This window comes from Mycobacterium gordonae (genome assembly GCF_002101675.1).
In the GTDB taxonomy this organism is placed as follows: domain Bacteria; phylum Actinomycetota; class Actinomycetes; order Mycobacteriales; family Mycobacteriaceae; genus Mycobacterium; species Mycobacterium gordonae.
The window spans coordinates 11,298-32,986 of sequence record NZ_LQOY01000200.1; the positions used below are offsets into that span (position 1 = coordinate 11,298).

The following is a 21,689-nucleotide window of genomic DNA, read 5'->3' on the forward strand; positions in this document are numbered from 1 at the left end:
CACGCCAGCCGTGCCCGCCTCCAGCATCTACATCGCGGCGCCCGAATCGGAGACCGGGAAGTCGACGATCGCGCTGGGCCTGATCCATCGGCTGGCCGCAAACGTCGCCAAAGTCGGTGTGTTCCGGCCCATTACGCGACATAACGAGAGTCGCGACTACATCCTGGAACTGCTGCTCGAGCACTCCACGGCCGGCCTGACCTACGAACAGTGCGTCGGGGTGACCTATCAGCAGTTGCACGACGACAGCGACGCCGCGATCGCCGGCATCGTCGACGCGTACCACGCGGTCGCCGAACACTGCGACGCCGTCGTGATCGTCGGAAGCGACTACACCGACGTCACCAGCCCGGCCGAGCTCTCGGTGAACGCGCGCATCGCGGTCAACCTCGGTGCGCCGGTGCTGCTGACAGTGCGTGGCAAGGGCCGCACGCCCGATGAGGTTGCCAGTGTCGTGGAGGTGTGTCTGGCGGAATTGTCCGCGCAGCGGGCCCACACCGCGGCCGTCGTCGCCAACCGGTGTGAACCCGGCGACATGCAGGCCGTCGCGGACGCGTTGCGCAAATTCACCCCGCGGGCCTACGTGTTGCCCGAGGAGCCCCTGCTGGCCGCGCCGACCGTCGCCGAATTGACCAGGGCGGTCAACGGGACACCGATCCGCGGTGACGAGCAACTGGCCCAGCGCGAGGTGATGGGCGTGATGGTCGCAGGCATGACCGCCGACCACTGCCTTGAGCGGCTGCGCGACGGCATGGCGGTGATCACCCCGGGTGACCGTTCGGACGTGGTGCTCGCTGTCGCCAGTGCCCATGCCGCAGCAGGGTTTCCGTCTCTGTCCTGCCTGATACTCAACGGCGGCTTCGACCTGCACCCGTCGATCGCGGCCCTGGTGTCCGGGTTGCGGCTGCGGTTGCCCATCATCGCCACCGACCTGGGCACCTATGACACGGCCAGCGCGGCGGCCACCGCCCGCGGCCGGGTGACCGCGTCCTCGCAGCGCAAGATCGACACCGCGCTGCAGCTGATGGACCGCCATGTCGACATCGACGACCTGCTCGAGCAGCTCACCATCCCGATTCCGACCGTCATCACGCCGCAGATGTTCACCCACCAGTTGCAGCAACGTGCCCGGGCGGACCGCAAGCACATCGTGCTGCCCGAGGGGGAGGACGACCGGATCCTGCGCTCGGCCGGCCGCCTGTTGCAGCGCGGCGTCGCCGACCTGACGATCCTGGGCGACGAGTCCCAGGTCCGGTTGCGCGCCGCCGAACTCGGGGTGAGTTTGGACGACGCGACGGTGATCGACCCGCGCGGCAGCGACCTGCACGACCAATTCGCCCAGCAATACGCCGAACTGCGCAAGGCGAAGGGCGTCACCCTGGAGCACGCGCGCGAAATCATGAACGATGCAACGTATTTCGGCACCATGCTGGTGCACAACGGCAAGGTGGACGGAATGGTGTCCGGTGCTGTGCACACCACAGCGCACACCGTGCGGCCGGCATTGGAGATCATCCGGACGGTGCCCGACGTGTCCACGGTGTCCAGCATCTTCCTGATGTGTCTGCCGGACCGGGTGCTGGCCTATGGGGACTGCGCCATCATTCCCAATCCCACCACCGAACAGCTCGCCGACATCGCGATCTCCTCGGCCCGCACCGCGGCGCAGTTCGGCATCGAGCCCCGGGTGGCCATGCTGTCCTACTCGACCGGTGACTCAGGCGCCGGTGCCGATGTGGAAAAGGTCCGCGCAGCAACGGAATTGGTGCGCTCACGCGAGCCGCGGCTGCTGGTGGAGGGCCCGATCCAGTACGACGCGGCGGTCGACCCGGCGGTAGCGGCCACCAAGATGCGCGACTCGCCCGTGGCGGGACGCGCGACGGTGCTGATCTTCCCCGACCTGAACACCGGCAACAACACCTATAAGGCTGTGCAGCGTTCCGCGGGCGCCATCGCGATCGGCCCGGTGTTGCAGGGTTTACGCAAGCCGGTCAACGACCTGTCCCGCGGCGCGCTGGTCGAAGACATCGTGAACACCGTGGCCATCACCGCGATTCAGGCGCAGGGCTGCCATGAGTGACCGTCTGGTGCTGGTGATCAACTCCGGATCCTCGTCGCTGAAATTCCAGCTCGTCGACCCGGATTCCGGCGCCGCGCGGGCCGGCGGGACCGTCGAGCAGATCGGCGAACCGTCATCGCCGGTTGCCGACCACGAGGCGGCGCTGCGTCGAGCGTTCGAGATGCTGAATGACGAGGGCATCGATCTGCAGCACTGCGGGCTGGCGGCGGTCGGTCACCGGGTTGTGCACGGCGGCAATCATTTTCATCGTCCGACGCTGCTGGACGACGAAGTGATCGGTGAACTAGACCAGCTTTCACCGCTGGCCCCGCTGCACAATCCGCCCGCCGTGCAGGGCATCGAAGTGGCGCGCAAGCTGCTGCCCGGCGTGCCGCACATCGCGGTGTTCGACACGGCGTTCTTCCATCACCTGCCCGCCGCCGCCGCGACCTACGCCATCGACCGCGAGCTCGCCGAGGCCTGGCAGATCCGCCGGTACGGATTTCACGGCACCTCACACGAATACGTCAGCGGCCAGGCGGCGGACTTCCTGGGCATCCCCTTAGCTGAGCTGAACCAGATCGTGCTGCACCTGGGCAACGGCGCGTCGGCATCCGCCGTTGCCGGCGGCCGCCCGGTCGAGACATCTATGGGTTTGACCCCGCTGGAGGGCCTGGTGATGGGCACCCGCAGCGGTGACATCGATGCGGGTGTCTTCAGCTACCTGTGGCGCACCGCGAAGATGGACGTCGGCGAGATCGAGTCAATGCTCAACAAGCGGTCCGGCGTGCTGGGCCTGGCCGGCGAGCGCGACTTCCGCCGGCTGCGGGAGCTGATCGAATCCGGTGACGCCGCAGCGAAATTGGCGTACGACGTGTTCATCCACCGGTTGCGCAAGTACATTGGCGCTTACCTGGCGGTGCTGGGCCACACTGACGTGGTGACCTTCACCGCCGGAATCGGCGAGCACGACGCGGCGGTGCGCCGAGATGCGTTGGCCGGCTTCGGCGAGTTGGGCATCGTGCTGGACGAGGGCCGCAACTCGGCCAGGACCTCCGGTGCGCGCCTAATCTCCGGCGACGAGTCGCGGATCGCCGTCCTGGTGGTGCCGACCAACGAGGAACTGGCCATCGCCCGCGACTGCGTCAGCCTGCTATAGGAAACCCAGGCCGCTGCGGCCGGTGCCGACCGACGGTGTGGGGTCGGTGCGCAGCGTGCGCACCAGCAGTTCGTAGTAGACGTCGCGAAAGTCCGTGGTGTATTTGAGGTCTCCCTGGTCGAGGTCGGTCAGGCTCGGCTCCTCGCCATAGAAGCCGCCCCTGACCGGAACGCCCGCGACGAAAACCGGTCCGGCGGTGCCGTGGTCGGTACCCTGCGATGCGTTGGCGGCCACCCGGCGGCCGAACTCCGAGTAGGCCAGCACCACGACGTTGCGGCCGCACGGATCGCCGGCCATCTGCGTCAGGAACGGGGTCAGTGCTTCGTCGAACGTCTGCAGCAGGCGTTGCTGGGTGCCGCGCTCGTCGGCATGGGTGTCAAAGCCGCCCAGATGGACCATGTACACCCGGGTGGGCACCCGGGCCATGATCGCGGCGGACACCAGGCTCAGCCGGCTGGCCAGGGCGTTGGTCGACTCGGTGCCCGTCAGGTTCTCGAAGGCCGCATCTGTCGATCGCGTGGCGCGATAGGACTGGCGTACGGCCGCCATCGCGGGCGTATCCCGGGGGTCGTCCACGCCCAGGGCTTCGATCGTCGGCCCGAACATGCCCTTGCCCGGTGTCGGCAGCATAGTGGTGGAAAGCGCTGCAGCGGTCTGTTTTTCGCCCACGGCCAGCAGCGGCAGCACGCTGCCGACGCTGACCGCGCGCAGCGGGTCGTCCCCCGTGGCGTCCAGCCACCGTCCGATCCAGCCGGTCGGTTCCGGGGCGTCCGGCGACGCGGTCTGCCAGATGTCCATGGACCGGAAGTGGCTGTGATCGGGCTTGGGATAACCCACGCCGCGCACCACCGCGAGGTGCCGATCGCTCCACAGCTGGGCCAGGCCCTGCAGCGCGGGGTTCAGGCCGAGCTGGTCGTCGAGGTGCAGGACGTCCTCGGGGGCGTAGGCCAGGTCCGGGCGGGCGTCGTGGTAGGCGGGGTCGGCGTACGGGATGACGGTGTTGATGCCGTCGTTGCCGCCGTAGAGGGTGACGATCACCAGGATGCCGACGTGGTCGGCAAGCGGTCGGTCATGCGCCGCGCGCAGCAGGTCGTCCCAACCGACCGCCACGGTGCCGGACAACAGGCCGAGCGCGCCGACACCGGCGCCGGTCATCAGGAATCTGCGTCGGTTCATGACGTCAGGTATTCGGGTGTGTTGACGGCGGCGGCCACCAACAGGGCGGGTCTGCGAACCAACGGGCGCAGTGCGTCGACCGTGCGGTCGGTCCAGGCGCCCACACCAATCAGGTGGCCGACCGCATCGATCCGATCGGCGACACCGGCACGCTCGATCACCGACAGGTCAGCGGTCCCCGCCAGTTGTGACGCGGCGCGCCAGCGCGTGCGCGCGGATGCGGTGGTCAGCCATACCTGGCCGCGCGGCCAGCCGTTGACGTCCGTCGGGAAGAACGGCCGCTGGCCCAGTGCCTTGAGAGTGGTGTCGATCAGCTTGCCGTGCTGGTCGGGAACGTTGAGCGCGCGAATCACCCCGACCAGCCATTCCACCGGGGTGTTGACGACGGTCCCGCGGCCGCCGGTGAACTCGTCGTCGGTGAGGATGGCCTGGGTCAGTGCCTTCAGGTCGCGCTGGGGGCCGTAGGCGGTGACCATGCGCTCGAGCGCCGGCGCGGAGGGAGGTTCGTCGGACACCAATTGTTGCCACAGGCGCCCGGCGACGTGGGCCGCAGAACCCGGTCGTGCCAGGACGGCATCACAGAACCCGGTGGCGTCGAAATCTGCGCTGACCCCGAACAGCGTCTTGGGGCCATGGTCGTGGCGGCGGGCTACCAGCACCGCCCGGCCGTCGCTGATCGTCCATCCGGTCAGCGCGCGGGCACCCGCGCGCACGTCGTCCTCGGTGTAACCGTTGTCGTGGCCGAGGGTGAACAGCTCCATGAATTCGCGGGCCAGGTTCTCATTGGGGGCCTTGGCGGTGTTGAGCTGTCCGTCCAGCCAGCGCAACATCGCGGCGTCGGTGAGCATCGCGTAGGCAAGAGTCCGGAAGTCGCCCAGCTTCAGGGTGCGCAGCTTCTGATTCTGCGCCGCCATGTACGCCGCGATCCGCACCTTCTGCGCCGAGGTGGCGAAGTGGTTGTGCCACAACAACGTCAGCTTCTCGTGCAGTGGCTGTTCGGCGGCGATCATGCGGCTCACCCACCAGCGGGTGAGTTCTTCGGTCTGCTCTGTGAGCTGGCGCCGGTATTGGGCCCGCGCCGCTGTTGTCGCGCCTCGACCGGGTGGTCGGGGTGGCGGGAGGGACGGCATCGGGGTAGCGAGTGCGCCGCGGTCGGCATCGGGATCGGCGGCCAGGGCGGCGGTTACGTAGCTGGGCCAGTCACGGCCCACCACCGCGTCTATTTCGGCGCCGGTGGCCCCGAACCCGCTCCTGCGCAGGACGCGGGCCGTCGCGATCCACTGAGGGGACTGCCCGGCCATAGTGAACCACTGTCGCGCGCAAACCTATGTTTTCGCTGAGTGTGCGCTAGCGGCTTCGCCTGTGCGTGCAGGGTGGGATCCGGGTCGATTCTGCTCCCAGCATGCACACCGAGTCCCAGGCCGCACGCGCGACAGCCCAAGCCGAGCACTGGCGGATGGCGCGGTCACCCGTCATGCCGATGAACGGTTCGGTCAATCAGCTGCGCAAGCATTACTGGGCGGTGTTAGCGAATGTCTACCTGCCGAAAGGCCTGCAGCCGTCGCTGCAGCAGCGCACCGTCGCGGCCTGGTTGTGGTCGCGCCGTAGGGGCACTATCGCGGGCGCGGCCGCGGCGGCCCTGCATGGCGCGAGGTGGATCCCCGACGACGTTCCGATCGAACTAGTGCACCCCAACGCCAGGGCGCCACAAGGCGTGCTGACGCGACGTGACGTGTTACTCGACGGCGAAGTCCAGGTGATCAGCGGCCTTGGTGTCACCACGCCCGAGCGAACCGCTTTCGACATCGGCCGGCGCGGCGCCGCGCGGTCCGGGGTGGCGCGGCTCGACTCGTTAGCGCGCGCAACGGGTTTCAAGATCGACGACGTGCTGGCCGTCATAGCCTGTCATCCAGGCTCGCCCGGACTGCGGCGGCTGGAGACGGTGCTCGAGCGAATGGGCTGGATCATTGTGCGGGTGGTCGCGGAGAACCGTCCAGCTGTCATTATGCAGCGGGTCCGCGAGGCCTTGGAGGCAGCAGCGGAGCGCTCCCGAAGTTGACTGTGCGGCTACTGCTTTCACAGGTAGCCGCACACTCGATATCAGGGAGAGCGGGAAGGCGGCCGGCGCCCGCCCCGGCCTGAAAGCCCCAGTGGGCAGTGGCGGGATTCATCTGAGATGAACGCGCTCGATCATGGCCGGGGTGCGGGCCGCTCGGCTAGGTCTGCTGTGATGTCATCACCTGCCTCTCATTTACCCGGTTGTGCTGCCAACTATCGGGGAAGCCGGAGGGCTGCGCTGAACGGCACGCACCGAATGGGCCGGCCCGTGCCACGGACGGAGCGCCACGCTCGCCGTCACCGGCGGCGCGGGTGGCCGCCGGGCGACAGCCACCGCCGCGCACAAGATGGCGTCGACCTCGGCGATCAACTCGGCCACCTCAGCGTCCAGGGCGTCGAAATCCAGCTCCGCCTCAACCAACAGGCCGGTCATCTCGCCCCCGATCAGGCGTTGATGACCTGGTGTCCGTTGCTCCGCCCGATCGAGATCTTGCGCGGTTTCGCCTTCTCGGCCACCGGGATTCGCAGCGTCAGCACTCCGGTGTCGTAGGACGCTTCAATCTTCTCGGTGTCCAGGTTGTCTCCGAGCACCAACTGACGGCTGAATACTCCGCGCGGACGCTCGCTGGCCAGCATTTCGCGGCCCGGTTCGATTTCGGGGCGCTCCGCGCGCACCGTCACCACGTTGCGCTCGATGTCCAGATCCAGCGAATCGGCGTCGATCCCGGGCAGGTCGAATTCCACGACGAAAGACGAGCCGTCACGCCAGGCGTCCATCGGCATGACCGACGGGCGGGACGCGGTCCCCGACACCGGCCGGGTGAAGCGTTCGAAGTCACGGAACGGATCGGTTCGCATCAGCATCGTCGCCACCTCCAACTCTCAATGTGGTGTCAAAGCCAAAGTAAATGTATGCCAATTGGCATACATTTGATTTACCACCGAGCGCGTGCGAACGCAAGATCCTTAACCGGAAAATTTTGTCAATTCCGTTGTGGGCGTGGAGCTACAGGTCAGAAGGTACTGGTCGGCCGCACCTGGTTGGCCATGTCCACCAGGGTGTAGCGGTGCCGCTGGGTGGGGGCCACCCGGGCCAGGCTGCGCAGCGACGCCTCGACGCCCAGCCGCAGTCCGTGATCGGTGAACGGAAAGCCCAGAATGTGGTTGGTGCTGGCCTCGTTGTCCTGCAGCCAGTCCATCGCACCGCCGAGCACCAGCGCGCGGATCTGCAACACCCTGGGTTCGGTGGGCGGCAGCGCTTCCACCCGGCGCGCGGCGTCGCGGATCTGCTCCTCGGTGATTTCACTCTGCGAACGTCCGGACAACAGGGTCACCGCGCTGGTCAGCCGGGCGGTGGTGAAATGCCTTGAGGTGGGCGGTACTTCGTCGAGTGTCTGCACCGCGCCACTACGGTCACCCAAAGCCGAACGGGCCCTGGCCAATCCGAACGCCGCCGAGATCACACCATCGTTGGTGCCCCACACCGTCTGGTAGTACTTGTGCTCGTCGGGCTCACCGGCCAGTTCGTACGTGGCAGCCAGCGCCAGCTTGGGCGCCAGCTCGCCGGGGAAGGTGTCGAGCACCTCGGTGAAATGCTTGATGGCGGAGTCATAGTCGCCGGTGAGCAAGCCCGCCACACCGCGGTACCAGACCAGCCGCCACTGCCAGCCGACCCGCTCGGCGAGGTCCTCGAGTTTGCGGGTGGCCTTGCTGACGTCCCCCAGGTCCAGCAGGGCCCGCACCTCCATCAGCGGCAGCTCGACGGACTCGCTGAGGTCCAGTCCCTCGGCGTCCAGGGAGCCGTGGCGGGCCGCGCGCAACGAGTCCAGCGTCTGCACCGGCTGCGAGAGCACCGTCGCCTGCAGCACCGGAGCCGCGACGTCGGTCGGGTCGACCAAGGGCACCGACAGCGCGGTGACGATCTCCTTGGCGGTCAATTTCTCGGAGTGCACCTGGCCGTCCAGGTAGACGTCGGTGTGTGCGACCAACAGGTCCACGCCGAACGTCGATCGGCTGGGACTGAAGATCGTCGACAACCCCGGGCGCGGTACCCCGGTGTCCTGGGCCACCACCTCGCGCAGGACGCCCATCAGCTGCCCCGACATCTCCTCGGCACTGGTGAACCGTCGTCGCGGGTCGGGGTCGATGGCGCGACGCAGCAGTCGCGCGAACGAGTCGTACTGCGCCAGCACCGGGTCGTCGTCGGGCAGCCCGTCGACGTAGCGGCCGTTGCGGGTGCGCAGGGTCAGCGTCAGAGCCGCCAGGGTGCGGCCGACGGTGTAGATGTCGGTGGCCACGGTGGGCCCGGTCCGCACGATCTCGGGAGCTTGGTAGCCCGGGGTGCCGTACAGGTAGCCGAACGAGTTGATCCGCGACACCGCGCCGAGGTCGATCAGCTTGAGCTGCTCCTCGGTGAGCATGATGTTCTCCGGCTTCAGGTCGTTGTAGACCAGGCCGATGGAATGCAGATAGCTCAGTGCCGGAAGGATTTCCAGGATGTAGGCGATGGCCTCGGCGACCGGTAGGTTCTCCCCGCGACCCCGCTTGAGCGACTGGCCGCCGATGTACTCCATGACGATGTAACCGACCGGATCGCCGTGCTTGTCGCTGTGCTCGACGAAGTTGAAGATCTGCACGATCGAGGGGTGCACCACTTCGGCCAGAAACTGCCGCTCGGCCATCGCGATGGCCTGGGCCTCGGCATCCCCGGAATGGACCAGGCCCTTGAGTACCACCGGTCGGTCGTTGACGTTGTGGTCCAGGGCCAGGTAGACCCAGCCCAGGCCGCCGTGCGCGATGCAGCCCTTGACCTCGTACTGGTTGGCGATGATGTCGCCCGGGTTCAGTTGCGGCAGAAACGAATACGGGCTGCCGCAGTAGGGGCACCAGCCCTCGGAGGTGCCCTTGCCCTCGGAACCGGACCGCCCGACCGGCCGCCCGCAGTTCCAGCAGAACCGTTTGGATTCCGGGACCACCGGGTTCTTCATCAACGCCTTGAGCGGATCGATGTCGGGGGTCCGGGGAATCTCTACCAGGCCGCCGCCGAGCTGGCGGACGGCCGGAAGCGCGCGGGTGGCCACCGACATCCGATCCTGCGGCTGGGTGTCGAGGCTGCCCAGCGAGATCGGGAAATCGTCGTCATCGTCGTCGTCGAAGTCCGGCCGGAACAGGGCCTGGGTGGCCTGCGGCCTTCCCGTGGTCGCGGTCGCGCCGGTCTGGGCGTCTTCGGCCTGGGCAACCGGCTGCGTGCCGGGCGAGATGTCCTGACCCGCCTGGTCTTCCTGGTCCTCTTGCGCCGGCTTCCCCATCAGTCCACGTACCTCGGTTGTGGCGGCAGGGGCGCCGGGCCCAGCACTGTCAACCATTTGCGGTACAGCGTGTTCCAGGTGCCGTCGGTGCGGATCCGTTCCAGCGTGCCGTTGACGAACCGGACCAGCCCGGTGTTGTCGAGGTTGATGCCGATCCCATAGGGCTGGGTGGCCATGTTCGGCCCGACGATGTGCAGGTAGGGGTCCTCTTCCACGAGTCCGGCCAGGATCGAGTCGTCGGTGCTGACGGCGTCGATCTGGCGCTGCTGCATGGCCACCAGGCAGTCGGCCCAGTTCACCACCGACACGATCACCGCCGGCGGGGTGATCTCACGGATGCGGCGCAGCGAGGTGGTGCCCCGGGCCACACAGACCCGCTTGCCGGACAGATCGGAGACCTTGGCGATCGCCGAGTCTCGCGGGGCCAGGATCCGCTGATTCGCATCAAGGTAGACGGTGGAAAAGTTCACCAGCTTGCGTCGCTCGCAGGTGATGGTCATGGTCTTGACGACCACGTCGACCTGCGAGCGCTGCAGCGCGGTGATGCGTTCGTCGGCCGACAAAATGCGGTATTCGACGTGCGAGGGCCCGCCGAAGATGTCCCGGGCCACCTCCCCGGCGATGTCGACGTCGAAACCGGTGATCTCGCCGGTGATCGGGTCGCGGAAACTGAATAGATTGCTGCCGATGTCCAGGCCGACGATCAGCCGGCCCCGGGCGCGGATGTTGGCCACCGCGGCGTCCGCGTCGGCCCTGTTGGGGAACGGGCGCAGGCTGGCGGTCGGATTGCAGTCCTGGCTGGTGTTGTCCGGCGACAGCGGGGCTTCCATGGGGAGTTCCTGCATACCGACGGGCGTCGGCAGCGGCAGCGTCGGCGTCACCTCCACCTTCAGCGTCTCCGGATGTCCGCAGCCGGCCAGCAGCAACGCCGCTGCGGCCAGCGCCGCCACCCGCCGCGCGCTCACCGGTATTCCTTCAACCGGGGCCACAAACCCAGCGCCACTGCGATTGCCGCACCCAGGCTGAGCACCACCGCGCCGACCTGCGCCCCGGCCAGGCCGCGTTTGGCGTTCAGGACGTCGTTGCGCAGGTGGTTGCGGCTCTGCTCCATCGCTTTGGTGAGGGCTTCGTCGAGCTTGTCGAAGGCGGGGGTGGAGTCGTCCTCGCCCTTGCCGAGCGCCACCTGCGTGGCGGCCCGGTAATTGCCGACCGAGATGTAGGCGTTGATCCGGTCGTTGGCCTGCTGCCAGCGCACCAGCAGCTGGTCAGCGCCCTGCAGGTCGGGCTTGTCGACGGCGTCGCGGCGGGCCATGTAGGCGTCGAGCTGGTGGTGCATCGCGTCGATCCGCTGGTAGAAGGCCTGCTTGCGGACCTCTTCGTCGCCGCGCCGGATCAGCGACAGCGTCTCGTCGGCGCGGGCCTGCTGGGCGGTGATGGCGAGGTTGGTCACGGTCCGCAGCGACTCGGCCGCCGTGTCCTTCGCGCTACGACTGGCCGTCGTCGAGATCGTCAGTGCCGTTCCCACCCAGACCACCATGATGAGGATACCGAGACCGCCGGCGACCAAACCTGGGTTGACGCGCCGCCGCGTCCGACGGGCCAGCCAGCGGTGGGCGAAGGCGCCGAAGGCCACGGTGGTGGTGACGACCAGGATCACCGGAGCCGGAATCTGAGTGGATGCCGTGGTCTCGCTGTCCACCCGGGCCGAGGTCGCCTGGTAGAGCTGTTGCGCGTCGGGCAGGATGCGCGACTGCATCAGCCCGGAGGCCTCCGACAGGTAGGACGAGCCGACCGGGTTACCCGCCCTGTTGTTGGTGCGGGCGATCTCGACCAGCCCCGTATAGACCGCCAGCTCGGCGTTGATCCGGCCCAGCAGCTGCACCAGCGGTTCGTCCGTCAGGCCGCTGGAGGCCCGGGTCACCGCCACCGCGGCATCGGTGATGGCCTGCTCGTAACGCAGCCGCACGGCACGCGGTTCGGTCTGGGCGATGAACGCGGTCGCCGCGGCGGCGTCGGCCACTGACAGCGTGGTGTAGAGCCGTCCGGCCGCAAAGGACAGCGGCTCGGTGTGGTCGAGCACGGTGGTCAGCACCTGCTGGCGGTGGTTGATGGTGGTCGAGGTGGCGAACGCGCTGGACACGCCCAGGGCCGCCAGCACGATCCCGATGGTGAGGATGCGCCCGGGCGTGGTCGAGATGAACCACCAGCGGGGATGAGCCGGTTCTGCGGGCGAGCGCGATCCCATCGGCTCGGTCGACGGGTGCGCCAGCTCAACCGTCACGTCTGCTCGGACCTCATCTCGGCCATGTTACGAACCCGTATAAGCGAATTCTAAGAGCATCGCGCGGCGGATGGGGGGAGGCCCGGCCAATTACCTGGCCGGGGTTGCGTGCATATCCTGAATCCGTGCAGGGCGACGGTGACGGGTGGGTGATCTCCGAGCGCGGAGCCCATTACTGGGGGAGGTACGGGGCGGCCGGCCTGCTGCTGCGGGCCCCGCTACCGGATGGCAGCCCTGCGGTGCTGCTGCAGCACCGGGCGGTGTGGAGCCATCAGGGCGGTACCTGGGGTCTGCCGGGCGGCGCCCGCGACAGTCACGAGACTCCGGAGCAGACCGCGGTGCGTGAAGCGCAGGAGGAGGCGGGCCTGGCCGCCGAGCGGCTGACGGTGCGGGCGACGGTGGTGACCGCGGAGGTGGCGGGCATGGGCGGGACGCAGTGGAGTTACACGACCGTGGTCGCCGACGCCGGGGAGTTGCTGCAAACCGTGCCCAACCGCGAAAGCGCCGAGTTGCGCTGGGTCGGCGAGGACGAGGTGGCCGAACTGCCGCTGCACCCCGGGTTCGCCGCCAGCTGGCACCGGCTGCGCACCCTGCTTGCCACCCTGCCGCTGGCGCGCTGAGCGGCTGCTGCGCGCCGAGAGTCGATCTGGCGACGCGACACGCCGCTTATGCGTCGTGAGATTCACTCTCGGTGGGTGCTCAGGACCCGTTTGAGCTGTTCGGCGGCTGCCCGCGGATCGGCCGCCGCGGTGATGGCCCGCACCACCACGATGCGGCGGGCGCCGGCGGCCAGCACCTGGGGCAGCCGCTGCAGGTCGATGCCGCCGATGGCGAACCACGGCTTCTCGGTGTCCAGGGCGGCGGCGCTGCGCACCAGGTCCAGGCCCGGTGCCGAGCGGCCCGGTTTGGTCGGGGTGGGCCAGCAGGGGCCGACGCAGAAGTAGTCGGCCTCCGAGGCGGCTGCCGCGGTGGCCTCACTGGCGTCGTGGCTGGACCGGCCGATCAACGTGCCGGGGCCGACGATGTCCCGGGCGATCTCAAGGGGCAGGTCGCGTTGTCCGAGGTGCAGCACGTCGGCGCCGGCCGCCCGGGCGATGTCGGCGCGGTCGTTGACCGCGAACAGCGCACCGTGCCGGCGGGCAGCATCGGCCAGGATCTCGCAGGCGGCCAGCTCGTCGAGCGCCTCCAGCGGGCCGAACCGCTGCTCACCGGGCGAGCCCTTGTCACGCAGCTGGATGATGTCGACCCCGCCGGCCAGGGCGGCGTCGGCGAACTCGGCCAGATCGCCGCGCTCGCGACGCGCATCGGTGCACAGATACAGCCGCGCGGTGACGAGACGGGCGGCCCGCCGGGAGAAGGGGTCCTGCACACCGCGACGTTAGCGCGCTAGCGTGGAGCCTGAAGAACACACGGGAGTCCCGGGTTAGCAGCGGGGCTGAGAGTGGGCACTGCCGGGCTCGGATACCGGGCGATGGACCTGCCCTTACCGTCACACCTGATCCGGGTCATGCCGGCGAAGGGAGCACAGGATGTCGGGTTCGGTCGCCGTGATCGGCGGCGGCGTCATCGGCCTGTCGGTGGCGCGCAGGGCGGCGCAGGCGGGTTTGTCGGTGACGGTGCATCGCGGTGCCGACCGCGGCGCTTCGTGGGTGGCCGGCGGCATGCTGGCCCCGCACAGCGAGGGCTGGCCCGGCGAGGAACGGCTGCTGCGACTGGGTCTGGATTCGCTGCGGCTGTGGCGCGAGGGTTTCCTGGACGGGCTGGACCCGGCGCTGGTGACCGCCCGCGAATCGCTGGTGGTGGCCGTCGACCGGGCCGATGTCGCCGATCTGCGCACCGTCGCCGACTGGTTGTCTCAGCAGGGGCACCCAGTGGTCTGGGAGTCGGCCGCACGGGATGTCGAACCGCTGCTGGCACAGGGCATTCGGCACGGCTTCCGGGCGCCCACCGAGCTGGCGGTGGACAATCGCGCCGTAGTGGCGGCGCTGGCCGCCGACTGCGAGCGGCGCGGCGTGCGCTGGGCGGCTCCGGTCAGCGACGTGAGCGACGCCGCCGGCGACACGGTCGTGATCGCCAACGGAATCGACGCGCCCGCGTTGTGGCCCGGCCTGCAGGTGCGGCCGGTGAAGGGTGAGGTGCTGCGATTGCGCTGGCGCAAGGGATGTATGCCCCTGCTGGACAAGGTGGTTCGGGCCCGCGTGCACGGCCGTCAGGTGTATCTGGTGCCCCGGGCGGACGGCGTCGTGGTGGGCGCCACGCAGTACGAGCACGGCCGGGATACCGCGCCGGTGGTTTCGGGGGTGCGTGACCTGCTGGACGACGCGTGCGCGGTGCTGCCGGCGCTCGGGGAATACGAGCTGGCCGAATGCGCGGCTGGCCTGCGGCCGATGACGCCCGATAACCTGCCTATTGTGCGACGACTCGACGAGCGGACAGTGGCGGCCACCGGTCACGGCCGCTCTGGCTTCCTGCTGGCGCCGTGGACCGCCGAAAGGGTTGTGTCCGAACTCCTTCCGGTGGGAGTCAAGTCATGATCGTGCTGGTCAACGCGCAGCGCGTCGAGGTCGACGAGCCGACGACGGTTGGGGCCTTGCTGGCCTCGCTGGGCTTTCCGGACCGCGGCGTCGCGGTCGCGATGGACGACGCGGTGCTGCGCCGGTCCGATTGGGCTACAAGACTTTTCGACGGTGCGCGACTAGAGGTGGTGACGGCGGTGCAAGGTGGCTAGCGCAGACGAGTCCCGCTCCTCCTCGGGCCATTGCGGCCCGCATCGTCGCGAGACGCAAAAGTTGACTATCGCGGACCGCAGCTTTGCGTCCCGGCTCATCATGGGCACCGGTGGTGCGACCAGTCTTTCGGTACTGGAAGAGGCGCTGGTCGCGTCCGGGACCGAACTGACCACGGTGGCCATTCGCCGGGTGGACGCCGAGGGCGGTACCGGACTGCTCGACCTGCTCAACCGACTCGGGATCATGCCGCTGCCCAATACCGCCGGCTGCCGCAGTGCCGCGGAGGCCGTGCTGACCGCGCAACTTGCCCGAGAGGCGCTCGACACCAACTGGGTGAAGCTCGAAGTGATCGCAGACGAGCGCACACTACTGCCGGACGCGGTCGAGTTGGTAAGAGCCGCAGAGCAATTGGTCGATGACGGGTTCGTTGTGTTGCCGTACACCAACGACGACCCGGCGCTGGCCCGACGCTTGGAGGACACCGGTTGCGCGGCGGTGATGCCGCTGGGCTCGCCGATCGGGACCGGGCTGGGCATTACCAACCCACACAACATCGAGATGATCGTCGCCCGGGCGGGTGTTCCCGTGGTACTCGATGCGGGCATCGGCACTGCCAGCGACGCGGCGCTGGCCATGGAGTTGGGTTGTGACGCCGTGCTGTTGGCCACCGCGGTCACCCGCGCCGCCGATCCGCCGGCCATGGCCGCGGCGATGGCGGCCGGGGTCACCGCCGGGTTCCTGGCGCGGCGCGCCGGGCGGATCCCCAAACGCTTCTGGGCGCAGGCCTCGAGCCCCTCGCGCTCGTGAAACGTTATGTCGCGCTAGGGAGCTCGATGGCGGCCGGTCCTGGCATCCGGCCCCGCTCCGACGGGGCGCCGTGGCGGTCGGGCCGGTCGGCGCACAATTACCCGCATCAGGTCGCCGAGCGGGCGGGTCTGCAGCTGACCGACGTCACCTATTCCGGGGCCACCACGGCACACATCCTCACCGATCGCCAGCATGGCGCACCGCCCCAGCTCACGGCGCTCGACGGGTCGGAGGCGCTGGTAACGGTCACCATCGGCGGCAATGACGTCGGCTATGTGCCGTTGCTGATGGCGGCTTCACTGCCGTCCTTCGCCCGGGGACTGCCGCTGATCGGTGGTCGCATCGCTGAGCTGCTGGACCCCGACGCGCGGAACGTGGCGCTGGGCCGGGTTTTTGATTCGCTGTGCGAGGTGGGTCGGTCGATTCGCCGGCGGGCCCCGCAGGCACGGGTGCTGTTCGTCGACTACCTCACGCTGCTACCGCCAGCGGGTCAGCCGGCACCGCCGCTGTCCGGCGAGCACGCCGACCTGGGCCGGCACGTGGCGGTCACACTTGAGCAACTGACGGCAAAAGCCGCCGCGGCGACAGATTGCGAAGTCGTGTCAGCCGCGGCGCCCAGCCGCGAGCATCATGCGTGGTCTCGACACCCCTGGACGGTGAAACCCGTTGTGCCGCTACCGGGTCGGCCGGCTCCGCTGCATCCCAACGAGGCGGGAATGCGTGCGGTCGCCGAACTGATAGTGAGCCGGTTGAAGGGCTAGCCGTTGGTGCGCCACCACTGGTAGAGCGAGGAGGTGTCGCCACCCGGTGCCCGGACGAAGGCCAGGACGTTCTTGGCGTCGACGGTCCAGATGACCTCGGCCTTGCCGTCATCGGTTCCGCAGGCGACCTGGCCGGCCGAGACGGTGGAGCTGCCCTGGTGCCAGACGGTCGGGGACTTGGCGTCGCCACAGTTCGTAAGCGTATCGCTGCCAATGAGTTTGGTGAAGGCGCTGGCAAGGTCCGCGCTGTTGGGGAACTGGAAGTACTTGGCCGAGGCCGGTCCGCTGCTGTCGGAATTCTGGCCACAGGCAAGCACGGCCTGCACCGTCGGGAACGCGGACTGCACCTCGGAAACGGCCTGCGACGAGCAGTTGCTGGACGAATACCCTTTGGACAGCGAGCCGGCGAACGCTTCGGTGGGGTCCGCGGATGCGGTGGCGAGGCCCGCGCAGGCGAACCCACCGACGAGCGCCGCGGTCGTGATGCCGCGCAGCGCATTCTTGAGATACATCGTGTTCAGCTCCTTGTTGTTGTAGGAAATGCTCCGCAGGCACGCCCGAAGTCCCTGCGGCCCAGACGAGATATCAGCCGTTGGTGCGCCACCATTGGTAGAGCGCCTGAACGTCGGTGTTGGCTCCACGGATGTAGCTCAACACATTTTTGGCGTCGGTGGTCCAGATGATCTCCGCGGCCCCCTGATAGGTTCCGCACGCGACCTGTCCCGCGGTGGCGCCGGCACTGCCCGTGTGCCAGGTGGTCGGCGACTGGCCGCTGTCGCCACACGCGGTCAGGCTCTCGTCCTTGATGCTGGCGGTGAATCCGCCGTTGAGGTCACCGGAGTTGTTGTACAGCAGGTAGGTCGCTTTGACGGGGCCGGCGGCGTCGGCGTTCTGTCCGCAGTTGATCGCGGCGGCCACGCCCGAGGGAGGCTCTTTGGGCGTGCAGTTGCTCAATGAGTAGCCCTTCGACAGGGAAGCGGCGAGCGTGTCGTTGGGGTCGGCGTTCGCCGTGGCCGTGCCTGCCCAGGCAAAGCCGCCCATGAGTGTCGCGGCCGTGGCGGCTCGCAGCACCGTGCTGAGGTGAAACAACTCTTGGCTCCTTAATAGTCGGCGGACCGACATATGCGGCTGCGTCGATATCGGTGAGTGTATTTCTCAAACTCCCCGCAGAACAGGGCTTTCATCCCGAATGGCATCGTAGAGCTACGCCGGTGCCGCCTGACACATTCCGCTGGAAATTGTCTGTCACGGCATTGATCTCACTCGGTGTGGGCAGCTGCAGCCGCCGTCGTGCCGTTAGCTCGGCATAGGCCGAAATTTCTGTCCGGCAATCGATTTGATATCGGCACCAGGCGCCCTTTCAGCGGTGCCGGCGGGGCGACCCGGGCGGCGGCAAAGGTGCCGAAAAGCCAATTTCAGATTGGTGATGCCGTCGCGACTGCTCTCCGGTATGGTAAGCCTCGCTTCACGCCAGCTAACTCTTTCGATCTGGAGAATCCATGACACAACCACCCCCTCCCGGTTACCCGCCGCAGCAGCCGCCGGCCGGCCAGCAGCCCGATAATTACCTGGTCTGGTCGATCCTGGCGACGCTGTTCTGCTGTCTTCCTCTTGGGATCGTGGCAATCGTCAAGTCCACGCAGGTCAGTGGTTTGTGGGCGCAGGGACAGTACGCCGAGGCGCAGGCCGCGGCTGACAGTGCCAAGAAGTTCGTGAAGTACTCGGTGATCGCGGGCGTCGTGGGCGCCGTCATCTACGGCGTCATCATTGCGCTGGGTGCGATGAACACCGACACCAGCTCGGCGGCCATGATGATGGTCGACGCACTGAGCCTGGCCTGACCTGATGGTGACCCGCCAAGGGTCGGTGTCCGCGAAACTGGGTGCGCGATTGAGCGCCCCAGTGCTCGTGGCCGCAGCCTCGGCTGTGGGATGTGCCGGCATCTGGCTGGGTGACCCGACGACCCCCAACGGCCCGCTGCCGACCTGCCCCACCAAGGCGCTGCTCGGTATCGACTGCCCGGGTTGCGGCAGCATGCGCATGCTTTACAGCCTTATGCACGGTGATCTGTTGGCAGCCGCCAGATTTAACGCGCTTGGCTTGGTAGCCGTGGGACTCTTGGTTTGGGCCTACCTGGCCTGGACCTATGGCCGGGTGACCGGACGGCGAATCCGCGGTTGGCAGCACAATCGCTGGGCAGCCCTGGTGACCTTGTCGCTGGTGTCGGTCTGGTTTGTGGTGCGAAATCTGCCCTTCGCTCCGTTCAGCGCGCTGTACGTATGAAATTGCCGCTCTCGCACCTGGTCTAGTCTGGGCGCAATGGTGCACAAAACGAAGATGATTCCGGCGGTAATGGCCGTCGTTGCGATCGTCGCCCTGGTGGCGGTCGGCTGCGGGCGCGGGTCGAACCAGGCCGGGTCCGGCGGCGGCAACCAGGCGGCAAGCGAGTTCGCCAACACGATCCGCAACAAAGTCACCGCCGACGCGATGATGGCGCACCTCACCAAGCTGCAGGACATCGCCAACGCCAACAACGGAACCCGCGCGGTCGGCACGCCCGGGTACGAGGCCAGTGTCGACTACGTCGTGGAAACGTTGCGCAAGAGCGGCTTTGACGTACAGACACCCGAGTTCTCGGCTCGGGTGTTCCACTCCGAGAAAGGCTCGGTGGCGGCCGGCGACCTCACCGCGGATGCGCGTGCGCTGGAATACAGCCTGGGCACGCCGGAAGCCGGGGTGACCGGGCCGCTGTTGTTCGCGCCCACCGGTGAAAATCCGGGATGTGGCCCCGCCGACTACGACAGGCTGCCGGCTCAGGGCGCGGTAATTGTGGTCGATCGGGGCGGTTGCCAGTTCGCGCAGAAGGAAGACGCGGCCGCCCAGCGCGGTGCCGCGGCCCTGATCGTCGTCGACAATGTGGACGAGCAATCGATGGGCGGAACGCTCGGGGCAAACACCGAAGTGAAGATTCCGGTGGTCAGTGTGACCAAATCCGTTGGGTTTCAGCTGCGCTCGAAGTCCGGTCCGGCGACCATCAAACTGTCCGCGAACACCCAGAGTTTCAAGGCCCGAAACGTCATCGCGCAGACCAAATCCGGGTCGCCGACGGACGTGGTAATGGCCGGCGCGCACTTAGACAGCGTGCCGGAGGGTCCGGGTATCAACGACAACGGATCCGGTGTCGCCGCGATCCTGGAAACCGCTGTACAACTTGGTAATTCACCGCAGGTGCACAACGCCGTGCGGTTCGGTTTCTGGGGCGCCGAGGAACTCGGGCTAATCGGTTCCCGCAATTACGTCGAGTCGCTGGATATCGAGGGCCTCAAGAACATCGCGCTGTACCTCAACTTCGACATGCTGGCATCGCCCAATCCCGGTTACTTCACCTACGACGGTGACCAGTCGCTGGCGCTGGACGCGCGTGGCCAGCCGGTGGTGCCCGAGGGCTCGGCCGGTATCGAGCGGACCCTGGTCGCCTACCTGAAACAGGCCGGAAAGACGGCCCAGGACACCTCATTCGACGGTCGCTCCGATTACGACGGCTTCACACTGGCGGGCATCCCGTCCGGCGGGTTGTTTTCGGGCGCCGAGGTCAAGATGTCCCCGGAGCAGGCCAAGCTGTGGGGCGGCAAGGCAGACGAGCCATTCGACCCGAACTATCACCAGAAGGGCGACACCCTCGAGCACATCGACCGCACGTCACTGGGTATCCAGGGCGGCGGCGTCGCCTACGCCGTGGCGCTGTATGCCCAGGATCTCGGTGGGCGCAACGGTGTTCCGGTCATGGAGGACCGCACCCGGCACGTGCTCGCCAAGCCATGACGCGGCCGCTGGCCGTCGTCCTGCTGACGTTGCTGATCGCAGCGTGCTCAGCTCCGCACTCCTTGCCGCCACGTACGCCGGTCGCGGCGCCCGACCCGGGCCGTGCACTGGCTGCGAAGGTGAGCGTGGACGGTATGTTCGGTCATCTGCGCGCGCTGCAGGACATCGCCAACGCCAACAAAGGCAACCGGACGACCGGCGCCCCGGGCTACGACGCGAGTGTCGACTATGTTGTCAAAGCGCTGCGCGGCAAAGGCTTCGAGGTCTCGACGCCGCAGTTCGAGCGAATGCGCAACGTGTCCGAGGGCAAGCCAACCATGACAGTCGGCGGCCGTGGTTACCCCGTCGACCAGGCTTCACTGCTGGTGCGTACCCCGCCCGGTGGTTTGACCGGCCAGGTGGTGCGGCCGGGTCAGCCGGCCGGTTGCGGCGCGGCCGACTATCCGGCGGCGCTGCCCACGGGTGCGATCGCCGTCGTCGACGACAGTCGTTGCTCGGTGGTCGACAAACAGAACGCCGCGACGGCCAAGGGCGCCGCGGCGGTGATCGTAACCAGTCAGCCCAGCGGCCAGGGTGCGCCGCCGACCCTGTTCAACCCCGGCTACTACAACCAGTTGACGGTGCCGGTCGCGGTGGTGGGTGCGGGCGGGGCGGCGGCCCTGGCACGGACGACCGCACCGGTACGGCTGGTTCTGGACGCCGAGAACGTCAAAATTGTGTCGCGAAATGTGTTGGCCCAGACCAAGACCGGGTCAGCCAACGAGGTGGTGATGGTGGGCACTCACCTGGACAGCCCGGCCGACAGTCCGGGCATCAACAATGCCGGATCCGGGGTGGCCGCGGTGCTGGAGACTGCGCTGCAGTTGGGTCCGCTGCCTCCGGTGAACAACGCGGTGCGGTTCGCCTTCTGGGGCGCCGCGGAGGACGGTCTCAACGGCTCCATGGACTACGTGTTCGGACTGGACAACAACGCGCTCAACGACATCGCCCTCTACCTCAACTTCGACATGCTTGGTTCCCCCAATCCTGGGTTCTTCACCGACGACGGTGACGAGTCCGGCCCGGCCGGCCCGGGAGTGGCGGCGTCGGACATTCCGGAGGGGTCGGCCGGCATCGAGCGCACCCTGGCCGGCTATCTGAATCTGGCCGGCAAACGCCCGGCAGACATGCCGTTGAACACCAGGACCGACTACCATCCGTTCCTGGTGGCCGGTATCCCGGTGGGCGGCATGAACACCGGTGCATCGCAGACGAAAACCACTGTGCAGGCCCGGCTCTGGGGCGGACAGGCCGGCGCGGCGTTCGATCCGAACTATCACAGCGCGCGCGACACCGTCGACGCGATCAACCGCGACGCCCTGGCGGTCATGGGGGCCGGAGTTGCGTTCGCGGTAGGGACCTACGCGGATTCGGTCGCGGGCGTCAACGGGGTGCCAGCACACGACAAACGCCATCGGACCCGGGTTTCCTGAGTAGAGTGTGTCGCGGGTTCACCCCAGATCACCCGCAGACGAGATCGTCATTTCGCG

Annotated in this window: 21 protein-coding genes and 1 pseudogene; 12 read left to right on the forward strand and 10 right to left on the reverse strand. The window is 67.8% G+C overall.

Going from position 1 to position 21,689, the window contains the following annotated elements:
* Positions 1-10: 10 nt before the first annotated feature.
* Positions 11-2,080 carry a phosphate acetyltransferase gene (pta, locus tag AWC08_RS25075; protein ID WP_069434847.1) on the forward strand — a complete coding sequence of 690 codons (2,070 nt, stop codon included), beginning with the start codon at positions 11-13 and terminating at the stop codon, positions 2,078-2,080.
* The gene (locus tag AWC08_RS25080) at positions 2,073-3,218 is read left to right on the forward strand and encodes an acetate kinase (protein WP_065134595.1); all 1,146 of its coding nucleotides are present in this window, start codon (positions 2,073-2,075) and stop codon (positions 3,216-3,218) included. Before pta ends, AWC08_RS25080 begins: the two co-directional genes overlap by 8 nt.
* Here the strand turns inward: AWC08_RS25080 and AWC08_RS25085 are convergent.
* On the reverse strand, positions 3,213-4,394 hold the full coding sequence (locus AWC08_RS25085; protein WP_065134596.1) for a DUF1501 domain-containing protein: 1,182 nt from the start codon (positions 4,392-4,394) through the stop codon (positions 3,213-3,215). The two genes, AWC08_RS25080 and AWC08_RS25085, sit on opposite strands and share 6 nt — an antisense overlap.
* A complete protein-coding gene (locus AWC08_RS25090; protein WP_065134597.1) occupies positions 4,391-5,695 on the reverse strand; it encodes a DUF1800 domain-containing protein in 1,305 nt (434 codons plus the stop codon). The genes AWC08_RS25085 and AWC08_RS25090 overlap by 4 nt, the downstream gene beginning before the upstream one ends.
* Before the next feature lie 101 nt (positions 5,696-5,796).
* On the opposite strand from AWC08_RS25090, the gene AWC08_RS25095 reads away from it, so the two are divergent.
* Positions 5,797-6,453, forward strand: coding sequence for a hypothetical protein (locus tag AWC08_RS25095; RefSeq protein ID WP_232008061.1), 657 nt, complete (start codon positions 5,797-5,799; stop codon positions 6,451-6,453).
* Positions 6,454-6,645: 192 nt separating this feature from the next.
* Here the strand turns inward: AWC08_RS25095 and AWC08_RS25100 are convergent, their stop codons facing one another.
* The 5 genes from AWC08_RS25100 to glnX all read right to left on the reverse strand — a co-directional run bounded on the left by AWC08_RS25100 (position 6,646) and on the right by glnX (position 12,041).
* Positions 6,646-6,885 (reverse strand): hypothetical protein, encoded by a 240-nt coding sequence (locus tag AWC08_RS25100; protein ID WP_065134598.1) that lies wholly within the window; start codon positions 6,883-6,885, stop codon positions 6,646-6,648.
* An 11-nt stretch (positions 6,886-6,896) separates the two neighbouring features.
* A complete protein-coding gene (locus AWC08_RS25105) occupies positions 6,897-7,316 on the reverse strand; it encodes an Hsp20/alpha crystallin family protein (RefSeq protein ID WP_065134636.1) in 420 nt (139 codons plus the stop codon).
* A 149-nt stretch (positions 7,317-7,465) separates the two neighbouring features.
* Positions 7,466-9,760, reverse strand: a complete 2,295-nt coding sequence (locus tag AWC08_RS25110; RefSeq protein WP_065134599.1) for a serine/threonine-protein kinase PknG — start codon at positions 9,758-9,760, stop codon at positions 7,466-7,468.
* On the reverse strand, positions 9,760-10,725 hold the full coding sequence (locus tag AWC08_RS25115) for a glutamate ABC transporter substrate-binding protein (RefSeq protein ID WP_372513481.1): 966 nt from the start codon (positions 10,723-10,725) through the stop codon (positions 9,760-9,762). The genes AWC08_RS25110 and AWC08_RS25115 overlap by 1 nt, the downstream gene beginning before the upstream one ends.
* Entirely contained in the window at positions 10,722-12,041 is a 1,320-nt protein-coding gene (gene glnX / locus AWC08_RS25120) for a protein kinase G-activating protein GlnX (protein WP_065134601.1), read from the reverse strand. The genes AWC08_RS25115 and glnX overlap by 4 nt, the downstream gene beginning before the upstream one ends.
* A 125-nt stretch (positions 12,042-12,166) precedes the next feature.
* On the opposite strand from glnX, the pseudogene AWC08_RS25125 reads away from it, so the two are divergent.
* A pseudogene (locus AWC08_RS25125) lies at positions 12,167-12,655 on the forward strand (NUDIX hydrolase); the annotation flags it as partial.
* Positions 12,656-12,723: 68 nt separating this feature from the next.
* On the opposite strand, the gene thiE reads toward AWC08_RS25125, so the two are convergent.
* Positions 12,724-13,410 carry a thiamine phosphate synthase gene (thiE, locus tag AWC08_RS25130; protein WP_065134603.1) on the reverse strand — a complete coding sequence of 229 codons (687 nt, stop codon included), beginning with the start codon at positions 13,408-13,410 and terminating at the stop codon, positions 12,724-12,726.
* A gap of 160 nt (positions 13,411-13,570) precedes the next feature.
* On the opposite strand from thiE, the gene thiO reads away from it, so the two are divergent.
* The 4 genes from thiO (at position 13,571) to AWC08_RS25150 (ending at position 16,338) form a co-directional block, all read left to right on the forward strand.
* Positions 13,571-14,575: a glycine oxidase ThiO gene (gene thiO, locus AWC08_RS25135; protein ID WP_065134637.1), complete on the forward strand. Its 1,005-nt coding sequence runs from the start codon at positions 13,571-13,573 to the stop codon at positions 14,573-14,575.
* Positions 14,572-14,769 carry a sulfur carrier protein ThiS gene (gene thiS, locus AWC08_RS25140; protein WP_065134604.1) on the forward strand — a complete coding sequence of 66 codons (198 nt, stop codon included), beginning with the start codon at positions 14,572-14,574 and terminating at the stop codon, positions 14,767-14,769. The genes thiO and thiS overlap by 4 nt, the downstream gene beginning before the upstream one ends.
* A 61-nt stretch (positions 14,770-14,830) precedes the next feature.
* On the forward strand, positions 14,831-15,577 hold the full coding sequence (gene thiG / locus AWC08_RS25145) for a thiazole synthase (RefSeq protein WP_142283799.1): 747 nt from the start codon (positions 14,831-14,833) through the stop codon (positions 15,575-15,577).
* Positions 15,574-16,338 carry an SGNH/GDSL hydrolase family protein gene (locus AWC08_RS25150; protein WP_085088361.1) on the forward strand — a complete coding sequence of 255 codons (765 nt, stop codon included), beginning with the start codon at positions 15,574-15,576 and terminating at the stop codon, positions 16,336-16,338. Before thiG ends, AWC08_RS25150 begins: the two co-directional genes overlap by 4 nt.
* On the opposite strand, the gene AWC08_RS25155 is transcribed toward AWC08_RS25150, so the two are convergent.
* On the reverse strand, positions 16,335-16,850 hold the full coding sequence (locus AWC08_RS25155; protein ID WP_065134607.1) for a hypothetical protein: 516 nt from the start codon (positions 16,848-16,850) through the stop codon (positions 16,335-16,337). The two genes, AWC08_RS25150 and AWC08_RS25155, sit on opposite strands and share 4 nt — an antisense overlap.
* A gap of 73 nt (positions 16,851-16,923) precedes the next feature.
* Entirely contained in the window at positions 16,924-17,427 is a 504-nt protein-coding gene (locus AWC08_RS25160) for a serine/threonine protein kinase (RefSeq protein WP_065134608.1), read from the reverse strand.
* Positions 17,428-17,837: 410 nt separating this feature from the next.
* Here AWC08_RS25160 and AWC08_RS25165 point away from each other — a divergent pair, with 410 nt between their 5' ends.
* From AWC08_RS25165 to AWC08_RS25180, 4 genes are read left to right on the forward strand one after another with little or no spacing between them, the layout of a single operon-like run.
* Positions 17,838-18,179: a CD225/dispanin family protein gene (locus AWC08_RS25165; RefSeq protein ID WP_065134609.1), complete on the forward strand. Its 342-nt coding sequence runs from the start codon at positions 17,838-17,840 to the stop codon at positions 18,177-18,179.
* Positions 18,180-18,183: 4 nt separating this feature from the next.
* Positions 18,184-18,621, forward strand: a complete 438-nt coding sequence (locus AWC08_RS25170; RefSeq protein ID WP_065134610.1) for a DUF2752 domain-containing protein — start codon at positions 18,184-18,186, stop codon at positions 18,619-18,621.
* A gap of 36 nt (positions 18,622-18,657) precedes the next feature.
* A complete protein-coding gene (locus AWC08_RS25175) occupies positions 18,658-20,160 on the forward strand; it encodes a M28 family metallopeptidase (protein ID WP_065134611.1) in 1,503 nt (500 codons plus the stop codon).
* Positions 20,157-21,632, forward strand: a complete 1,476-nt coding sequence (locus tag AWC08_RS25180; protein WP_069435003.1) for a M28 family peptidase — start codon at positions 20,157-20,159, stop codon at positions 21,630-21,632. The genes AWC08_RS25175 and AWC08_RS25180 overlap by 4 nt, the downstream gene beginning before the upstream one ends.
* The last annotated feature ends 57 nt before the right edge of the window (positions 21,633-21,689 follow it).

What these genes read in the sequence shown, in the direction of transcription:
- AWC08_RS25080 (WP_065134595.1), top strand. Translation starts at nt 2,073, where the DNA reads ATGAGTGACCGTCTGGTGCTGGTGATCAACTCCGGATCCTCGTCGCTG.
- AWC08_RS25085 (WP_065134596.1), bottom strand. Translation starts at nt 4,394, where the DNA reads ATGAACCGACGCAGATTCCTGATGACCGGCGCCGGTGTCGGCGCGCTC.
- AWC08_RS25090 (WP_065134597.1), bottom strand. Translation starts at nt 5,695, where the DNA reads ATGGCCGGGCAGTCCCCTCAGTGGATCGCGACGGCCCGCGTCCTGCGC.
- AWC08_RS25095 (WP_232008061.1), top strand. Translation starts at nt 5,797, where the DNA reads ATGCACACCGAGTCCCAGGCCGCACGCGCGACAGCCCAAGCCGAGCAC.
- AWC08_RS25100 (WP_065134598.1), bottom strand. Translation starts at nt 6,885, where the DNA reads ATGACCGGCCTGTTGGTTGAGGCGGAGCTGGATTTCGACGCCCTGGAC.
- AWC08_RS25105 (WP_065134636.1), bottom strand. Translation starts at nt 7,316, where the DNA reads ATGCTGATGCGAACCGATCCGTTCCGTGACTTCGAACGCTTCACCCGG.
- AWC08_RS25110 (WP_065134599.1), bottom strand. Translation starts at nt 9,760, where the DNA reads ATGGGGAAGCCGGCGCAAGAGGACCAGGAAGACCAGGCGGGTCAGGAC.
- thiO (WP_065134637.1), top strand. Translation starts at nt 13,571, where the DNA reads ATGTCGGGTTCGGTCGCCGTGATCGGCGGCGGCGTCATCGGCCTGTCG.
- thiS (WP_065134604.1), top strand. Translation starts at nt 14,572, where the DNA reads ATGATCGTGCTGGTCAACGCGCAGCGCGTCGAGGTCGACGAGCCGACG.
- AWC08_RS25155 (WP_065134607.1), bottom strand. Translation starts at nt 16,850, where the DNA reads ATGTATCTCAAGAATGCGCTGCGCGGCATCACGACCGCGGCGCTCGTC.
- AWC08_RS25165 (WP_065134609.1), top strand. Translation starts at nt 17,838, where the DNA reads ATGACACAACCACCCCCTCCCGGTTACCCGCCGCAGCAGCCGCCGGCC.
- AWC08_RS25170 (WP_065134610.1), top strand. Translation starts at nt 18,184, where the DNA reads ATGGTGACCCGCCAAGGGTCGGTGTCCGCGAAACTGGGTGCGCGATTG.
- AWC08_RS25175 (WP_065134611.1), top strand. Translation starts at nt 18,658, where the DNA reads ATGGTGCACAAAACGAAGATGATTCCGGCGGTAATGGCCGTCGTTGCG.
- AWC08_RS25180 (WP_069435003.1), top strand. Translation starts at nt 20,157, where the DNA reads ATGACGCGGCCGCTGGCCGTCGTCCTGCTGACGTTGCTGATCGCAGCG.